Source organism: Petroclostridium sp. X23 (assembly GCF_030013905.1).
Taxonomy (GTDB): domain Bacteria; phylum Bacillota; class Clostridia; order SK-Y3; family SK-Y3; genus X23.
On the sequence record NZ_CP124862.1, the window covers coordinates 3,131,766 to 3,150,103 of the forward strand.

General features: G+C 37.8%; 16 protein-coding genes. 5 read left to right on the forward strand and 11 right to left on the reverse strand.

The features are described from left to right. Positions 1 to 109 precede the first annotated feature (109 nt). The 8 genes from QKW49_RS14865 to rpiB form a co-directional block, all read right to left on the reverse strand. Complete coding sequence (locus QKW49_RS14865; RefSeq protein ID WP_282863458.1) at positions 110 to 913, reverse strand: MBL fold metallo-hydrolase; 804 nt, start codon at positions 911 to 913, stop codon at positions 110 to 112. 62 nt (positions 914 to 975) lie between these two features. Further along, positions 976 to 1,446 (reverse strand): DUF1097 domain-containing protein, encoded by a 471-nt coding sequence (locus QKW49_RS14870; RefSeq protein ID WP_282863459.1) that lies wholly within the window; start codon positions 1,444 to 1,446, stop codon positions 976 to 978. Positions 1,447 to 1,597: 151 nt separating this feature from the next. Continuing rightward, complete coding sequence (locus QKW49_RS14875; RefSeq protein WP_282863460.1) at positions 1,598 to 2,974, reverse strand: Tm-1-like ATP-binding domain-containing protein; 1,377 nt, start codon at positions 2,972 to 2,974, stop codon at positions 1,598 to 1,600. Positions 2,975 to 2,994: 20 nt separating this feature from the next. Continuing rightward, entirely contained in the window at positions 2,995 to 3,828 is an 834-nt protein-coding gene (locus QKW49_RS14880; protein ID WP_282863461.1) for a phosphoenolpyruvate hydrolase family protein, read from the reverse strand. Between the two features lie 28 nt (positions 3,829 to 3,856). Next, the gene (locus tag QKW49_RS14885) at positions 3,857 to 4,822 is read right to left on the reverse strand and encodes an amidohydrolase family protein (protein ID WP_282863462.1); all 966 of its coding nucleotides are present in this window, start codon (positions 4,820 to 4,822) and stop codon (positions 3,857 to 3,859) included. After that, positions 4,758 to 6,035 (reverse strand): RuBisCO large subunit C-terminal-like domain-containing protein, encoded by a 1,278-nt coding sequence (locus tag QKW49_RS14890; RefSeq protein WP_282863463.1) that lies wholly within the window; start codon positions 6,033 to 6,035, stop codon positions 4,758 to 4,760. The genes QKW49_RS14885 and QKW49_RS14890 overlap by 65 nt, the downstream gene beginning before the upstream one ends. Positions 6,036 to 6,070: 35 nt before the next feature. After that, complete coding sequence (locus QKW49_RS14895) at positions 6,071 to 6,877, reverse strand: triose-phosphate isomerase (RefSeq protein ID WP_282863464.1); 807 nt, start codon at positions 6,875 to 6,877, stop codon at positions 6,071 to 6,073. A gap of 47 nt (positions 6,878 to 6,924) precedes the next feature. Further along, a complete protein-coding gene (rpiB, locus tag QKW49_RS14900; RefSeq protein ID WP_282863465.1) occupies positions 6,925 to 7,383 on the reverse strand; it encodes a ribose 5-phosphate isomerase B in 459 nt (152 codons plus the stop codon). Positions 7,384 to 7,770: 387 nt separating this feature from the next. On the opposite strand from rpiB, the gene QKW49_RS14905 reads away from it, so the two are divergent. Continuing rightward, complete coding sequence (locus QKW49_RS14905; RefSeq protein WP_282863466.1) at positions 7,771 to 8,550, forward strand: DeoR/GlpR family DNA-binding transcription regulator; 780 nt, start codon at positions 7,771 to 7,773, stop codon at positions 8,548 to 8,550. Positions 8,551 to 8,702: 152 nt separating this feature from the next. On the opposite strand, the gene QKW49_RS14910 is transcribed toward QKW49_RS14905, so the two are convergent. Both QKW49_RS14910 and QKW49_RS14915 read right to left on the reverse strand, forming a co-directional pair. Then, positions 8,703 to 10,010 (reverse strand): DUF4179 domain-containing protein, encoded by a 1,308-nt coding sequence (locus QKW49_RS14910; RefSeq protein WP_282863467.1) that lies wholly within the window; start codon positions 10,008 to 10,010, stop codon positions 8,703 to 8,705. Beyond that, positions 10,007 to 10,522 (reverse strand): sigma-70 family RNA polymerase sigma factor, encoded by a 516-nt coding sequence (locus QKW49_RS14915; protein ID WP_282863468.1) that lies wholly within the window; start codon positions 10,520 to 10,522, stop codon positions 10,007 to 10,009. The genes QKW49_RS14910 and QKW49_RS14915 overlap by 4 nt, the downstream gene beginning before the upstream one ends. A 153-nt stretch (positions 10,523 to 10,675) precedes the next feature. Here QKW49_RS14915 and QKW49_RS14920 point away from each other — a divergent pair, with 153 nt between their 5' ends. From QKW49_RS14920 to QKW49_RS14930, 3 genes are read left to right on the forward strand one after another with little or no spacing between them, the layout of a single operon-like run. Then, entirely contained in the window at positions 10,676 to 11,617 is a 942-nt protein-coding gene (locus QKW49_RS14920; protein WP_282863469.1) for a YafY family protein, read from the forward strand. A gap of 59 nt (positions 11,618 to 11,676) precedes the next feature. After that, positions 11,677 to 12,135: a GyrI-like domain-containing protein gene (locus QKW49_RS14925; RefSeq protein ID WP_282863470.1), complete on the forward strand. Its 459-nt coding sequence runs from the start codon at positions 11,677 to 11,679 to the stop codon at positions 12,133 to 12,135. Positions 12,136 to 12,151: 16 nt separating this feature from the next. Continuing rightward, positions 12,152 to 12,622: a DUF3788 domain-containing protein gene (locus QKW49_RS14930; protein WP_282863471.1), complete on the forward strand. Its 471-nt coding sequence runs from the start codon at positions 12,152 to 12,154 to the stop codon at positions 12,620 to 12,622. A 172-nt stretch (positions 12,623 to 12,794) separates the two neighbouring features. Here the strand turns inward: QKW49_RS14930 and QKW49_RS14935 are convergent, their stop codons facing one another. Beyond that, the gene (locus QKW49_RS14935) at positions 12,795 to 12,992 is read right to left on the reverse strand and encodes a cold-shock protein (RefSeq protein WP_282863472.1); all 198 of its coding nucleotides are present in this window, start codon (positions 12,990 to 12,992) and stop codon (positions 12,795 to 12,797) included. A 339-nt stretch (positions 12,993 to 13,331) separates the two neighbouring features. Between QKW49_RS14935 and QKW49_RS14940 the strand changes: the two genes are divergently transcribed. Beyond that, positions 13,332 to 18,269: an Ig-like domain-containing alpha-2-macroglobulin family protein gene (locus tag QKW49_RS14940; protein WP_282863473.1), complete on the forward strand. Its 4,938-nt coding sequence runs from the start codon at positions 13,332 to 13,334 to the stop codon at positions 18,267 to 18,269. Positions 18,270 to 18,338: the final 69 nt, after the last annotated feature.

Genomic DNA, 18,338 nt, shown 5'->3' on the forward strand with positions numbered 1-18,338 from the left:
ATTTAACTCTTCCTGTGATGCTCTCATAATAATCTTTATCCTTTATAAAAGTATCATAAGGTATATCTGAATAAACCACACAATCGTTTAGTTTAACTTATATATCATATTATAGCATAATTTGTTCCAAGTCATCCGGAACAATAATATTACCGTCAAAATATTGTTTCCCTTCTTCGGTATAAAGGATTTTTCTTTTACTTAGTGTATCATCCTCTGTGTGCCATAACACGATATTTTTTGCCCCTACCAATCCCGCTGCTTCGCAAGCCTCTTTAACTGTGCTGTGATAGTATTGGTAAGGGTTATATATATTTCTATGTTCATATAAGCAGAAAGCCTCAGTAAGCAGCCAGTCCACTCCTTTAACATATGGAAGACATGCCTTATTAAATGGTTCATCCCCAATGCACGCTAATTTCTTTTTGCTATTCAATATTATATTACAACCAAACTGTAAGGCCTTTTTTGAATGAATATCAAAAAAAGTACAGTTATAACCAATAATCTTTTTGATGTCTCCATCTTTTACAGGAATAAGTAGAATCCTATCTCCTATTAACTGTGTTTCAACCGGTCTCAAGGTTAGTCCGCATATAATTTCAATGATATCTAATAACCTTTGGTGGCAATATACGGATAATACTCCACTATATTCTTTATTCAGCATGAGTAGCGCGATTTTCCTAATTGCCCATATTGCACCAAAAAGATGATCGGTGTGTTCATGTGTTACAAAAATATTATGAAGATTGCTCCATTCAATCTTTGCTTCTGAAATACGAGATAATATGCCGCTTCCTCCTCCACCGTCAACTAATAGATAGTCATTATCATTACATAGCACAAAACAGGTGTTATAGTATCTTGTTGCAAGTGCATGGCCTGTTCCCAGTACAATTATTTTTTCCACTACTTTTCACTCCTGCTTTTTTAAATAACTCCTCCACTTATAGTGAAGGTATCTTTCATTTGCTATACTTTAACATTAGCTTCTTTCTTTTTAAATATCTTTGTGAGCATGATCCCGCCTTGCTCTGAAAGATAGCCAAGAATTGCACCAATTAGCAGCGCAAGCAGTACCTTTGTATAACTGGAGTTAGCGCCAAAGTAACTGGAACAGCCTGCAAATGAGCCGGGAATGAATGAGAGAACACTCCATTTGGAAGCAACAACCATAATAAACACAACCAATACTATAGAAATGCCTAAAGAATATGGAACCGGCAAAATCCCGGCAAGCTTCACAATTACAAAGCCTCCTGTCAGCCCAAATATATTAGAAGCAACCGCTTTTGCAAGTCCTGTTTTTCCGGCCCCTGCTGCAAAAAAGCATAACCATGCAATAAAGGAAACCCAGGTGATTATCCCCAAAGCACCCCCGATCTCTCCAAAAAGACCCGCTAATATACCCGCTGAAATTCCTATCCCAACCACTATATCCATTTTTACCAATCCTTTCAAATTAAAATATACAGTGAAATATAGACTCTAGAGAAGGACATATTTTAAAACATATCTTAAAACACCTTTTAGATGGCTTTTTACAATTTGTGCTTTGCTTTTGATGTGAAACCAGTCTTATATGATGAATTAGCTATTCTATAATTTTGGGAATATCCGTATACATTCCTTTTTTCCATGTTTTATCAAGCATATCACCCATACATCTATTACATAAATCTGCGAATTCCTCGTCAAGAATATGCATATCACAAATAATTAAATCCAAATTATCGCTATCCTTATTTAAGTGCTCATTAAGTACTTTCCTCATGAGCGTTGCACGTCTGGACCACCTATCATTCTGGTCATCCGGTTCCCATACAGGTCCATCTCCATTACCTTTGGCCCAACCTCTTTCGTTGGTTGCCAGCTCTTTACTTTGGTCATATGCAGACCATCCGCACATAGGAATCATAACAACCGTAGGTCCTTTGGTGCTATTCAGGCAACCTGCCATGTATAGAGATAACTCTTCTATCTCTTCGAGTGTCGGTACCATAATCGTAACACCTTCGTTGTGCTTATATGGCAGCTGTGTGTCTTTATACGGTCTTCTTTTTCCTGTTTTAAAATCATCCAGATATTTTTGCGGTATTGATGAAAGAGGCCCGCATGCTGATTGATCTAATCCTCCCGGCACCACAATCTGGGGTATGCCCATATCACTCGCAGCCGTTAAGCGCTTGCCTTCCCAAGTCTTTGGAACGGCATATGGGCTGTTATACATATTATTGGTAAGCTCTCCTGTTGTCAAATCGATAATTGCCGTAATCTGCCCGGAACGTATCAAATCTTCCATGGTTGCTCCAGTGCCAACCTGATGGATAATAATCGTATCCCATCCCCTGCTTTCCATATATTCCGTACAACGTTTTACCGTTGGCGTAGTGGTTCCATACGCGGTAATTGCAGCTAGCGGCCGCGATTCTCCGGATACATCGCCGGTTTTGGCCATCGCAACAACTGCAGCAGCTGCGTTCGCAACCATTTTTCTTGTTACAACATTAATCCCCTGTTCTGCAGTTGGATTTACTATATATATATCTTTATTCCCAAGCCACATGCTAACATCACTTGATGCCATATCTGTAAGCATAATTTTGGGTACCCCAAATGGAAGTGCTCTCATTACATGCGTAACAGTCGTTGTTCCCACAGACCCTGCCCAAGAAATAATACCATCCACTTTTCCTTCATTATAGAGCTCCTGTATTTTTATTTCACCTGCTTTCCCCACCATTTCAATGGCTGTAGAACGAGGTGCCGCAAAAACATCCTCCTTTTGAGTTCCAGTAGACGCAAGCACTTCATCAAGCGAAATATCTGCCCAACCAACTTCTTTCCCTAAGCTCAAATCCATAACGATAGGATTTCCGCCGTACTTTTTCACCTGTTCCGCCAGAAACTTGATTTCAGTAAACTTTGTATTGAGTATCCCTGTACAAATGATATTTGGCTTTTTATTCATAGCACTCTTCTCCTTTATCTTTAATACTTTATAGGGATTTGTTTATATTCTAATGTTGCAGCATAGACTGCCTTTTCAATGGGAACTCTTTCAGCAGCCGAGCCACCTATAAATCCTTGTGCATTTGTATTCTTATAGATATACTCAACTTCTTTTGGTCCTTCGATGGGTCCACCATGTGCAAATAGGATAATATCGGGGTTAACTTTCCGTGCAGCATCAAAAATTCTCTGGCTGAGTTCTGCAGATTGCTCCAATGATAAGCCTGTTTTGGCTCCCATCAATCCACCTTTCGTTGACCCTACATGAGATGAAACTGCTGATGCACCGGCTTCTGCCAATATGGTTGCCTCTTCAGGTGTAAAAGCGTACGCTAAAGTAAACATATCCATTTCATGTGCAGTCTTGACCATCTCTACTTCTTTCGACCATCCCATCCCGATATTCTCCATCTGCTCACAAACTTCATCACCGTATATTTTCATCATAAATGGATTAATACCTGATATCCCCGCATCCCATAAACGTTTCAAATGCTCCTTATGGGGTAATAAAGGATTGGTCGCACCGGACAATGAAAGTATTGGCGCCTCTTTAACATTTGCAACAATTTCCGGCGCAAGCTTAAAAACAATTTCATTAATATCGCTGTAAGGCATGAGTGGTGCAAGCGACCCTTGCCCTTTCAATCTCCAGTAACTTGTACTTGATACACAAATAAGATCTGATCCTCCTTTTTCTTGAAGCTTTGCGGTGAGACCACAACCACAGTTTGGCATGAATAGCGGACTCCCTAGTTTGATCTGGGTTTGGAGCCTTTCAATAACTTCTTTTTCGGTATAACGCTTTGCCATAAGAATATCCCCCTTTTTTACATAATATTTATTTAATTAAATTGTATTGCTTACAAAAAACTTGAGAATTAGCTGTGAAAATGTTTTTAATGTCAGTCGCTGCTACCAGCTCATGATCGGATCTCGTCTGCAGCATTTCTTCTAAAGCCTCTACAGTACCACTCTGACTATAAAACGGATAATCCGATCCGAAAAGTAATTTATCTACTGTCCCTGTCCACCCTTTTACCTGATGCAATAATTGCTCCATAGGGTAATTTCTAAATTTTTCTGTTCTACCAAAATTTGTACTGATATCCGCAAAAACATTTTTATGCTTTCTTAATAACATTGCGGTCTCATGATACCAGATTCGTCCGGCATGTCCTAAGATCATAGGCAATTCCGGAAAATCGCATGCAACATCGTCAAAATGAATCGGTTGTCCAAATCTATCTTTGATAGGCCTTATACCTATTCCCCCACTGTGAAATAAAATCGGTTTGTTATACTGCTGCATTAATGTATAGATAGGATAAAGTCTATCATCATTTGGATAAAATTGTTGGATATTGCAATGAAGTTTAAGACCAAAGAATCCATCTATTTCAATCATCTTACGTAAATAATCTACTGAATTGCGCTCAAATGGATTAATGGTACAGAACGGGATTAATCGGCCTTCCGTTTTTTTTGTCTGCTGTATTACATATTTATTTATATCCCCAAGCTCTTCATTCGCCCAGTCCGGTGAAAAAGATAGGGCTAAAACAACAGCCTTTTCTATTCCTGCTCTGTCCATCGAATTTAGAAGTCCTTCATAAGTGAGTTGACAGCATTTATTTTCTTTTTCTTGGTTCTTGAAGTAATCCCTAAGATAGTCGGGCGTTTTCTCAGATGGCCAAAGATGTGTGTGCATATCAATCAACATGACTTTATCTCCTGAAAAATTATTTTTTATAACCCCATAGCTTAATGGCAGCAAATAGCTCGGAGTGCTCTTTTGCAGCTTCATCCAATGCAATCCCGTTCATTACGGCGTCAATAGCTTGTCTCATCGCTCGTACACCTGCTGCAGCCCCTTCAGGATGTCCATGAATTGCACCACCTGGTGATAAGATAATATCCGTGCCAAGTTCTTTTATATATCGCTCTGTTATGCCCGGATGTACACCGCCACCTACGGATGGCATTGTAGGCTTGATTTTATAATACGGAAGCGATAATGCCTGTACAGTCTGAATATATTTCTGGTATCTCAGAGGATAACCACCATAAGGGGTATTGATCATTACGATATCAGCCCCAGCTAGTCTTGGAAGCTTTCCTACCGCTAACGGAGAACTCATACCGGAATGTATCCCCTCATAAAACATCCCGGCTCCTGCATAATGTCCTAAAATCGGAACATTCACAGTTTTTGCCAATGTATGAAGCATACTATATCCAACCGTAGCAAAGTTTATCATTAGTACTTTTGCACCAGCTTCCACTGCTCTCTTTGCATGGTCCAAAACACGGTCTACGCTATCAGTGATATTCGGAATATATATTACCCTCTTCCCGGTTTTCTCATACGCGGCTTTTGAAGCTGAATTATATGCTTTTACACGTTCTACAACCGGACAAAAATCGGGATTGCCCAATAATTCGTCGTCTTTAATAAGATCGACACCACCCATAGCCGTTTCATAAAAAATTTTTGCCCCAACTTCAGGTGAAAATCCTATACACGGCTTAATCATATTCAAAATAAGCGGACGGCTCTTTTCCCCTGCTAAGTTTCTTATGCCTTCAATACCAAAATTGGGACCTCCAAACTGCGATGCGAAACTTTCCGTAAGTTGCAAATCTACTAGCTTGACTTGGGCTGAGGTGGATGCATCATTGCCTAATAAGGTTGTAAGCATCATTGGAAACTGCGCCCCGAAATTAACCGCAGGAAAAGCAATTTGAATTAGATATGTGCATTTAATGTCCGCTACCTGCGATGATAGTTCATACGGAGGCAAATCAATCACATTCACCACTCTTCCCATATGGTTATCGCGCATTTCATCAGTAATTCCCGGTACCGGAACCCATGTTCCAACGGTTTGACCAACTGCCATAGATGAAGCTTTTGCAATAATATCGCTATCCTTATCCAATTCAATGTAATATGTCGCCAAAACATATTCCTTTTGACGTATTTCTTCATTTAAGCAAAATAATTGATCTAATTTCATTGTTAACTTATCCCTTCTTGAAAATTTATTGCAATTTATATATCTTCATCTGTTTTCTTTGCAAATAAAGGTAGTACATTACGGATGATCTTGTTAAAATTACTTGCTTCCCAAGCACTTCTACCAATAAACAAACCATCAATGTTTTTCATTTCTATTAGCTCCGGTGCGTTTTGATTATTGACACTGCCTCCATATAGTACCGGAATGCTCGCTCCTATTTTTGTACCAAAAATTCCAATAAGTGTATCTTTTATAACTAAGTGCTTCTGTGCAGCATATTCTTTTGATGCCGGCTTCCCATTTATTCCTATAGCCCAAACAGGCTCATATGCAACCCATATGTTATTTACCCGTAATGGGTTCACACCATCTAATCCAATTTTTAATTGCATCCTTAGTATCTTATCAGCATAACCATTCTCTTTCTGTTCCTCAGTTTCACCAACACAAAGCAACGCAGTAAATCCATGCTCAAGAGCAGAAATCACTTTGTGATTCAACTCAATATCCGTTTCCTTAAATAATTGTCTGCGCTCAGAATGTCCGATTTCAATAATCTTTACTCCGACTTCTTTTAACATCAGCGGCGATATCTCTCCGGTAAACTGCCCCTTTTCCTGCCAATGCATGTTTTGCGCACCAATTGATATGCTATTTTGAGGTACTGCTTTTCTTGCCTGATCTAAAGCGGTAAAAGACGGTATTACAAATAGCTCCATTAGATCTCTTGAAATATCTTCTGTTAATTCATGCAATTGTGTAAGGAAAGCCAGTGTATCAGAAATGTTTTTATACATTTTAGTATTTGTTCCTAAATAAACTTTGTTTGTTTTCGACATTTTTTATTTCACCTTAACTCATTGTATTGTGATTTTGCTGTCTAATCTTATTTTAAATTTTTCTTTTCAATATCAACGATTTCTTTCACCTTTGGAGTAGAGCTTCCATCTTTAAATTCGAGCGTGATCCATTCTCCGACTATTTTTTTTGCTAACTCATGGCCAATTACACGTGCTCCCATACAGAGTACATTACCGTTATTACTAAGAACAGACCGTTCTGCAGAATAACTATCGTGACATACTGCCGCACGTATCCCCTTAAACTTATTTGCTGATATAGCCATTCCTATCCCTGTTCCACAAAGCAAGATGCCTCTTTTTGAATATCCGCTTTCAATAATTCTTTCGCAGACACGTTGAGCAATGGTAGGATAATTGACTAAATCATCCGCTGTATCACATCCAACATCCTCAATAACCATGCGTTTTGATTGCAAAAATTCAATTAATATGTTTTTTATACTTACCGCTGCATTATCACATCCAATTACAATGGTATTCATATTTACCCCCCATATAGACATTAATAGTTTGACTGATGCTATTTTATAACAAACGATCAAATTTGTCAATGCTTTTGTGTTCGATTTATGTGATTTTAAACAAATTTTATATTAACTCGAACATTATTTGTTGTTTTTATAATTTTATCACATCATTATATCAAATCGAACAATTATTTGTTAATTCTCACATGAGCTTTCTTGGTGTCATTCTATAATTAATGCTAAATATTTGAAACTTTTTTATTTGATAAATATTTTTATCCGAAAATAAACACATATAATTTACAAACTAACAATACTAACATATAATATTTAATAATAACACAGATATGTGCGATTGATAAAACAAGAGCTCATACCAAATATTGTTTAAGGAGGTCGAGTATGAATAATAAAAATATAAGATTGAATAAATTAGTTGCTATTCTTAAAGATAACAAAAGTATTTCGGTCAAAGAGCTTTCCCAAATTTTAGAGGTATCTGAAATGACCATACGTCGTGATTTAGATCTATTGAAAAGTAATGACATCGTTCACCGAAGCTATGGAAAGGCAACGTATGTAGAGAACTCTGCTCATGATGCTAGCAATGATGATTATGAATTGCATTATGAGCAAAATATTATGAATAGCGAAAAAGACAAAATCGGAAAATATGCAGCAGGATTAATAGAAGCAGGTGATGTGCTTATTCTTGATACCGGAACTACAACAGACAACCTTGCAAAACACATTTCGGAAGGATTAGGCATTACTGTACTCTGCTATAATTTTAATATTCTTGCCCAGCTAATAAGAAAGCATGATATAAAGCTAATCTTTGGTGGCGGTTATTTTCATCCCAAAGATCAAATATTCGAGTCACCACAAGGGATCAATCTGATTGAAAATATCCGCGCAACCAAAATGTTCGTTTCCACCTCCGGTATACATCAAAAATTGGGACTCACCTGTTCTCAAACCTATGAAGTATTGACGAAACGTACTGCCTTGCAGTCGGCACAGACAAAAATACTAGTAGCTGATTCAAGCAAGTTTGGCAAAGTACGTACTGCATATTTTGCTCAACTAAATGAAATCGATGAAATCATAACAGATTCCGGATTGAGCGCAGAGTGGAAGGATATTATCATAAGTATGAACATTAATCTTCATATTGTTTAATTCACATATATAATAGCCACTGTGACAACTGTAAAATATAATACTGATTATTTACATGTACACATATACGTCACGGTATAATAACAAAGAAAGTAACTATATCTTAAATAGTTACTCTTCTTATCGAATAAAAACCGATATACCCCATTGGATTAATTAGTAGGAATATTAATTACTTTATCAAGTTCTTGCTCAAAGCTAATCCTTTGTACATTTAGTATTAATTTTTTACCACATCCTGCAAACTCTAACGTCCGGGTATGAAGAATTGTTCCATCTAGCAGCTTTTCATACCCATCTGTCGTCGTTTTTTCCAAGCTAACTATTTTACCATCTATTGATAGATGTACTCTTGTTAGTATAGTACTTTCTTCACTAGCAATAGTAATATATGTGTTTCCATTGGACTGGTAAACTTTATTAATATCTATTCTTTGATCAAGAATCATGATGGGTGCGTGGGGGTCTTCATAATCTAAATCAATTTGTTGATGTACATCATGGTCTGCTGAGAAACGTTCAATCTTTAATTGCAATGTTTCTAAATTCAACGGTAATGCATCATAATCAAAGTGGAAAGTCATTCCCTTTAAGTCAGTGCTCATACCGCTGCCTTGTTTCTGTATTTCCTTGCCATCGGCCATCAAACTTACATCCAAATAATTAGGTCTGAATCTCTCTCCTTTTATCTGGTCTACTGCCAAACCGACGATGTTTTGAATGCTTCCTTTTATAACTGTGCGGGTCGGTGATGCCAGAATATCTTCAAAATGGATTTTGGTTTCATCTATATGGATATTTTTATTTATGGCTTTTTTCAATGTATACCCCATCGCTTTGCTTCGGTCTAAAGTAAACGTGATCTTTCCTTCTTCATGAAAATCCTTGTCATTGATAGCAAACTTAAAATGCAATGTCTTTTCAAAGAAATACGGGGGATCAAAATCCATCATCCATCTTATTTCTGTCTTATCTTCATTTATTTCTCCCTGTCCTCCTTGCATATTGTAATTCCCTAGGAACCCTGTTGTGGATATATAAGGATTAAAATTTATATCATCCACATCTCCATTAGAATTCTTTAGCGTGTAAAAAGCTATAAGACGGTTTTCATCCAACATAATTCCATCCAGCGTAACGGATACACCATTACTGAAAGTGTAACTTTTATCTACCACCTGTCCTTTTCCCAATTCATTCAGTTCTTTTAAAGTAATATTCATAATCTGATCATATCCTATAAGTCTTTTTCCATAATACGCTAAAGTATCAAAATTATAACCTGCTAACAAAATTGCTATCACTGCAACTGCAATCCACGACTTCCATCTGCCGCCTTTCTTATACCACATTCTTCTACTTTTGAGAGCATCCCGTAACCGTGCTTCCAAATTCTCCGGCACCTCCATCAGGTCTAATTCCTTTTTCTTATTTTTCAGCATATCTTCTGCTTTCTTCATGATCTTTCACCTCCAATGCTTTCTCTTAGCTTTTTCAATCCAATATAAATACGTGATTTAACTGTGCCCAACGGGACTTTTAAAATTTGTGCGATAGATTGATAATCTAAGTCCAGAAAATACCTGAGTTTGAGCACCTCCTGATGCTTACCGTTTAATCGGGACAAATGCTGTTCTAAAACAATTTGATCGTCTTTTTGGTACAGATTCTCTTCGTACCTCTCTTCTTGAATGCATTCTATCGACATCACTTTTTTCTTCTTCTTCAATAATGCTTTACAACGATTGATCAGGATGGTTTTGCTCCAGCTGTAAAACGCTTCATTATTTTTTAAACGGTATATATTCTCATACAATGTAACAATCATATCTTCTATAGCATCAAGGGCATCTTCCTCATTTTTCATATATACATAAGCAAGTTTATAGTAATCCTGCTTTTGGAGCATGATCAACTGCACTAATGACTCTTCATCCCCTTGTTTTGCTTTTATAACTAAATCTGCTGTCACTACCTTAGCACCTCCCCTTCATATATAAGAGTATCATATTATGAGAAAAGTTCATTGCTTTACAAAAAATTTTCCCCAAATTATTGACAAAACCGGCATTTAATGAAATATTATTGATAAAATTCTAGAAATATTGATTGATGGTGGTGTAACATGAAACTTGACAGATTAATATCTATTTTGGTTTTGCTTTTACGTAAAGATAGAGTACAAGCCAAAGAACTTGCTGAAACTTTTGGCGTTTCAGTAAGAACCATTCTTCGCGATGTTGACGCTATCAACCTGGCAGGAATACCAATTGTAACCTATCAAGGTTTAAACGGCGGCATAGGAATTGCAGAAGGGTACCGCCTGGATAGAACCATATTATCTTCCGATGATATGGCTTCAATCATTACATCTCTAAAAGGAGTTGGTGGTGTGATCCCCGGAAGCAAGCACGAAATTTTACTTGAAAAGCTAAAAAATATTATGAGCCTGTCTCAACTGGAAGCCTTGGATTTAAAAACCAGCCAACTGATTATTGACCCATCTCCATGGTATGGAACAGGATATATCAAAGAAAAAACCATGATTATTAGGAAGGCTGTTGAAGATTTTAAGGAAATCCGATTTAACTACTGGGATAGTTCCGGTAATAAAACTGCAAGGACCGTTGAGCCTTACTCATTGATTATGAAAGGGCAAAACTGGTATCTTTATGCGTGGTGCCTTATCAGAAAAGATTTCCGCATCTTCAAGCTATCAAGAATAAAGGATTTGCAGGTTACAACCCGCATTTTTAATCCCCGGAAGATCCCTGAAGAGAACGTCTTGCTAAATAACGAATGGCAGAAATCCGAAAACTTGGTTTGCCTTGAACTTGTATTTGAAAAAGAGATGGAAACCATTGTTCAAGACTGGTTTGGAGAAGAAGGTATAGAAAACGGATCGGGTCAGATCATGGTTAAAACGGTACTCCCTGAAAATAACTGGCTTTACGGATTTTTGCTAAGCTTCGGCAATGGCATTGAGGTTATACATCCTCCTCATATCCGTTCCACATTGGCAAACATTGCTGAGCAAATATATAAAAAATATTTGCCCAAAACATGACATACTGTTGTCTTGATCAAATGATATAATGGAGAAAAATGCGAAAGGGGTTTTAAAACATGAATAATCAATTTGAATTAACCGAACAACCTTTACAACCCACATTGTCAATACGCACAAATACTTCTGTGGACAAGCTGCCACAGGAAATCGGGAAAGCTTATCACGCAATCATGGCGTATTTGAATGAGATCGGCGAAGAACCATCCGACGTGCCTTTTGTTGCGTATTATAATCTGGATATGGACAACCTTGATGTTGAGATGGGCTTTCCTGTATCAAAAAACATTTCGGGAAAAGGCGAAATTAAGCCAAATGCTATCCCCGCCGGCAAGAAGGTTTCTTGTATGTATAAAGGACCGTATAAAGAGATGGGTCCGGTCTATGAAGCGATGACACAATGGATCCATCAAAACGGTTATGTTCCTTCAGGAGTAGCCTATGAGTTCTATTATAATGCTCCGGCGGATGTTCCGGAAAGCGAACTTTTAACAAAGATTGTGTTTCCTTTAAAATAAGCTGAGGTTTAATGGTATGAGCAAAATGGATTTGATACTGGATGCCGGTTATGTGCCTGAAATGGACGATCTGACAGAATATATCAATCAACCTGCACGCGAACTCTGGATAGATTTAAATATGTTTATTCAGCAAAAATATAACGCACGCTCTAAAATTACTTATAGTAAATGTTCAGGTAAACCCGGCTGGAATCTCAAATATCAAAAGTCAGGAAAGTCCATATGCACTCTTTATCCGGAAAAAAACCGATTCATCGCACTGGTTGTAATAACCATTGATCTATTACCATATATCGAAGGGATCTCATACGAATTTGAAGCAGGGGTCCGAGAAACCATTAAAAATGCAAAACCCTTTAACGGGACACTTTGGCTTATGCTTGCAATTGAGAATACTGCAATACTTGAAAATGTAAAGCAGCTTCTGATTATAAAACAGCCGGCTCAAAAATCAGGAAAGCAAAAAATTCGCTCTGACGGGTAAATACTGTAGTACCGACCCGTGGTCGTCCGCGATCATCACAGATTGTCAATGAGGACGGCCGCTGGCCGTCCTGCAATCATATTACCCGCAGAACTTTTCACAAGATGTTTCGTAAATAAAAATAAAAAACCTGAAGACAAATCTTCAGGTTTCCGTACTAACTTTTATGAAATTATAGTAATGTAATGTTTTCAGCTTGAAGGCCTTTTGCTCCCTGAGCAACATCAAAAGATACTCTTTGGCCTTCTTCTAAAGTTTTGAACCCATCTTTTTTGATTTGTGAGAAATGTGCAAATACATCATTTCCTTCTTCTGTAGTAATGAATCCAAATCCTTTTTCTCCATTAAACCATTTTACTGTACCTGTCATATCTATTACCTCCGAAAATTTTTATTCCTTTAATCCTTTGTAAATATAAATTATTGATAAAAATTTCGAAGTCTATACTTTAAGTTATTACTAATCTTAAACAATCCGAAAAATACTTTAATAATAAATCATTTACTTTTGAATTAAGGTTCCTTATTATAATATAACAATTTCAAAATAAGTCAAGTGTTTTTAAGATATTTTTATATATTATTTTTGGAATGCAAGGAACTTTTCTCATTAGTATCTAATATTTGGAACAAAATTCATTGAAGTGCTGTCTAAATAATAGTATGATTACAATATAGACTAGGTATTTGAGAAAGGGGACTCTTTATTATGAATCTAAAAGATTTAATTAAAAATAAAAAAGTGATAATCAGTATTACAACAGTGGCTGCCATTCTTGTATTCGCAATAATTTCACTGCTAGTATCAAATATGCTGTCAGGAAAGGTTGCTTCGTCGGATAAGGGCGATGTTTCTTCTATTGACCACGCTGCTTCCGATCTCAAAAAAGACGGCCTCTTTGATATTACGGCGCTATCTGCAGATAGCACGGGAGTAGATTTAAACTCCGGATTTAAAATCCTTTGTAAAGAGAAGCAAAGCGAATCTTTTCTCAAACAAGCGCTTACCGTTTCCCCTCAACAAAACTATCAAATTAAGAAAATTTCTGATAAAGAATTTCATTTGAATTTTATTGATACGCTAAAAGCGCATAGCATTTATAAAATCGATCTAAAAGATAACGCTGCTTCCCCTTCTTACTCATGGGCTTTTCAGACCAAAAAAGCATTTACTGTAGTCCGGACACTGCCGGGAGACCGAAGTGCATATGTTCCTGTAAACTCGGGAATTGAAATTTCCTTCAGTCATGAAGGTGTAAAAGAGATTGAAAAATACTTCCGAATTACTCCCAAGGTCACCGGAAGGTTTGAATTCCATTATAAAACAGTTGTTTTTATACCGGAGCAACTGGCCTATGACACCATCTATACGGTTATCCTCAAAAAGGGTCTGGGTATTACCGGAAGCGAACAAACCCTTTCTGAAGATTATACTTTTACATTTGAGACACGCAAATCTCCTGAACAGGAACAGAGTCTCCCCGAATATCTAAACTTTACCGATGTCCTAAATACCTTTACCCCACAAGCAATACCTGCCCTGGAGGTGTATGCAAGCCAACACTTCAAGGATATTCAAACTATGGTTGAAGTTTATAAATATGAAAGCGAAGACGCTCTACTGGAAAATCTAAAGCAGTATGATAATCCCGCCTACCGGGCATTCGGCAGAGATAACAGTATTAAGTTTGATACCGATAAACTGCAAAAAGTACATGAGTTCAGTACTAAAGTCATGAATTATAATAATGACTACTGGGGTTCAAGCTATGTCGTTTTTCCTTCCTGTCTCCCGGAAGGTCATTATCTTATTAATGTAAAGTCAAAAGATACAACGTATCAAACCCATGTACAGGTGAATGATTTATCGGTCTATGCCATGGCCGGTACGCAAGAGAATCTTGTTTGGGTAAACCGCTCAAGTACCGGTGAGCCTGTTGAACAAGCAGTAATCTCTGCTGACGGCATTCAACCGGTAAAAACCACCAAAGATGGTGTCGCCATAATCTCCAAAAAAACATTGGATCTTCAAAAAAATCACCAGCTTTTTTTGAAGATTTCCAAAGATCAGGGACCATCCTTATTAGCCCCTCTGTTTGACGGAGGCAACCAATATTATGCGGATAAAAATGCACAAAAGTACTGGACTTACTTGTATTTTGACCGTGACCTGTATCTCCCCACCGATACAATTCAGATATGGGGCATGGTAAAACCGAGAAACAATGGCAATTTATCTTCAAAAGCAACACTATCCTTGCTCCGGGCAGATTATTATTATGACCGTAATACAAATTTAGCGGAAATCCTCTCTAAAGAAATAGATATTTCAGAGCTGGGTACTTTCAAAAGTGAGCTGGAATTATCCAACTTTAATGCAGGCAGTTATTTCATTCAGCTTAAGCTGGGTGACAATACGGTTATACAGAGATATTTTGATGTGCGTCAGTATATCAAACCGGCTTATAATGTAGATATTACTCCTGATAAAAAAGTGATGTTCGAATGGGAAAAAGTCAACATGGATATCCATGCAAACTTTTTTGAAGGCTCACCGGTTCCGGGTCTCCAACTAAGCTATGACTACTACACGACATGGGATACCCGCAAACAAGGAAATATCGTCTGTAATGAAGATGGCAAAACCAATCTTGAAATTTCACCACAATCTTCGCAAAATTCATGGCATCCGTTTAGCTTGAATCTTTATCTAACGAATGCGAAAGCAGAAGAGGAGCAGATATATACCTCCGGCAGCGTAATGGTATTTCCAAGAGATACCATGATAGAGGTGGAAACTTCTTCAAAAGACGATAGGGGAAAAGTAGAAATTAACACAAATCTTATTAATCTGACAAAACTCAAAACCCTTTCAGGCTGGTGGCACGAGACAAATGACTACCGAGGCAATACTGTGGACGCCTCTGTAAAAATACGCCTTTACCAATGTCATTGGAACCGTGAGGAAACAGGAGAGTATTACGATTTTATCAATAAAAAGAAAGAAAAAACCTACCGCTACTTTGAAGTTAAAAATCTGCTACAGGAGTTTGATGCCAACACCATAGAAGGCAAATGCTCTTATGAGTTTCCATTAGAAGAAAAACAAAACTACTACGTGGAAGTCCAGGGTGTAGATTCTCGGAATAGCACCATCATCGAAAGCGCATATTTATATAGGTACCCAGAGCCTTCCGGTCAGGACCTCGACAGATATTCTATTACTGATGAGAACAATAGAGACAGCTTTAAACTTGGAGATAAAGTATCTTTGGTTGTTAAAAAGAATAATACCGATTTATCTGAAAACACCCAAGACCGCTTCCTGTATATGATCCTTAAAAGTGGGCTGCTTTCTTATGAAATAAAAACTGACCCGGATTATTCTTTTATCTTTACAAAACAAGATGTACCTAATGTTCATGTAAAAGCCGTCTATTTTGACGGAACAAATGTATTTAATGTGGAAAGCAAGCAGATTAACTATGATTATAATGAGGGAAATCTCAAAATCGATATTAAACCCGATAAACAAGCGTATAAACCGGGTGATACCGTGCAGATGGATATCCATGTGGAAGATATGCAGGGAATTCCCTGCAGTGCTGAAATAAACCTTAGTGTTGTGGACGAAGCATTTTTCGCTGTACATGATCAGCATGTAGATACCCTGGCTTCATTATACCGCTATTGCTTTGATCCAGGAATTCTTTCGGAATATGTATCATATAAACCTTTAAGCTTGAATATGGGCTTCCCTGAACAGGGCGGGGAAGGAGGAGATGAATCCATCAGATCTGCATTCAAGGATAACGCCTTTTTTGATACCGTCAAAACAGATGGTTCGGGCAACGCAAAAGCAACTTTTAAACTCCCGGATGACCTGACATCATGGAGAGTGACTTACCAGGGGATCACCGCTGATCTAAAAGCCGGAAGCGGCAGATTAAACGTTCCTGTAACGCTTCCCTTCTTCGTAGATGTAATGTTTAATAATATCTTTATAGATGGAGATACGGTCTGCATATCAGCCAGAAGCTTTGGTACCAAATTGGAAAATGATAAAAATGTGGAATATACCGTATCGCTTAACCGGAAAGATGGTGAAAAAAAGGCTTTCTCAGCTCAAGGCAATGGTGGCAAACTCGTCAACATAGAACTGGGCAAACTGGAAGAAGGAGATTATTCAGTCACAGTAACCGCAAAACAAGACGGCTATAACGATGGAATAAAAAGAGATTTCAAGGTAGTACAAAGTATGCTGGAAGCGGGAAAACTAAACTATTACAAGCTATCTGAGCATTTAAATCTTGAAGGCGGAACCTCCCTTACCACGCTTTCATTTTATAACGAAGAAATATCTACTTATTATAACACGCTTCTTTCGTTGGCATATACATGGGGAGAACGGGTTGACCAAAAGCTTTCAAGAAAAATAGCATCAGAATTAATTAAAAAGCATTTTGGAGAAGAGATAGGCTGGCGGGAAGATGATCCGCTGGATGCATATCAGCAGAATGATGGCGGTATCGCACAGCTAACCTACGGCAGCAGCAACCCTGAAGTAACTGCTAAAGTCTCCTCATTGGCGAAGGATTTGTTTGATTCTACGGCAATGAAATGGTATTTTTATAAGACGCTGGAGAATAATACTGCTGCTCCGGAAGATGTTGCAGCCTCTTTATGGGGATTGGCAGCCTTAAACGAGCCGGTATTGATTGATATCAGAAACTTACTGCCATCAACCGCCATAGGCACGAAAGAAAAATTGTATCTCGGGTTGGGTCTTGCAGAAATGGGCGACTATAAAGGTGCCTTAGATGTATATAATGGTATTTTAAAGCAGTATGGCGTTACGAATAATCCTTATGTATATCTGGATATCAAGACCACTCGAGATGATACTATTGCACTTACTTCCCTATGTGCTGTACTCGCTGCAAAGATAGATGCATCTGAAAAAGACGGTCTTTTCAAATATGTACAGGAGAACTCCACCCGCGATATCCTTACAAATATGGAAAGACTACTATACATCACACATATTTCTCCGGATACAGTCCAAAAGGGCAGCTTTACTGTGGAAGTGAACGGTGATAAAAAGCATGTGACACTAGATAAGAATGAGATATTCAAACTGGTGCTTACGCCCCAAGCGTTACAAAATATTAAATTTTCCGATATCATGGGTGATATCGCTGTCTCTTCAAGCTTTATCGGTCCGGTGAAGGATTTAGTGGAAGATGAAAATAAACTGGTCACTGTGAAAAGAACTTATAATGTAGACGGAAAAAGTGGACAGCGCTTTAAACAATCAGATCTGCTTCAAATCGTACTGGCGTTTGAATTTGCTGAAACTGCACCTGACGGCTATTACGAGATTACTGATATTCTTCCGGCAGGACTGCGTTATGTATCAGCAGTTAATCTTTTTGACCAAAGATGGCATCCAAACGAAAGAGATGGGCAAAAAATCCGCTTTGGCTTCTACTACGATAAAAACAGTACCCACCCGTTAAAAAGCATCACCTACTATGCACGTTCAGTAACACCGGGGCTGTTTACAGCGGATTATACATTTGCTAAACACAGTGATAGTGATGTGTTTGGATTTGCCGAAAAGGTACAAGTAGAAATCTCTAAATAATTTATGAGTTCTAGCAGGTGAAGGGATATTTAATCACAACAAGAGATTAACCTAGGTCAGGTGATAAAT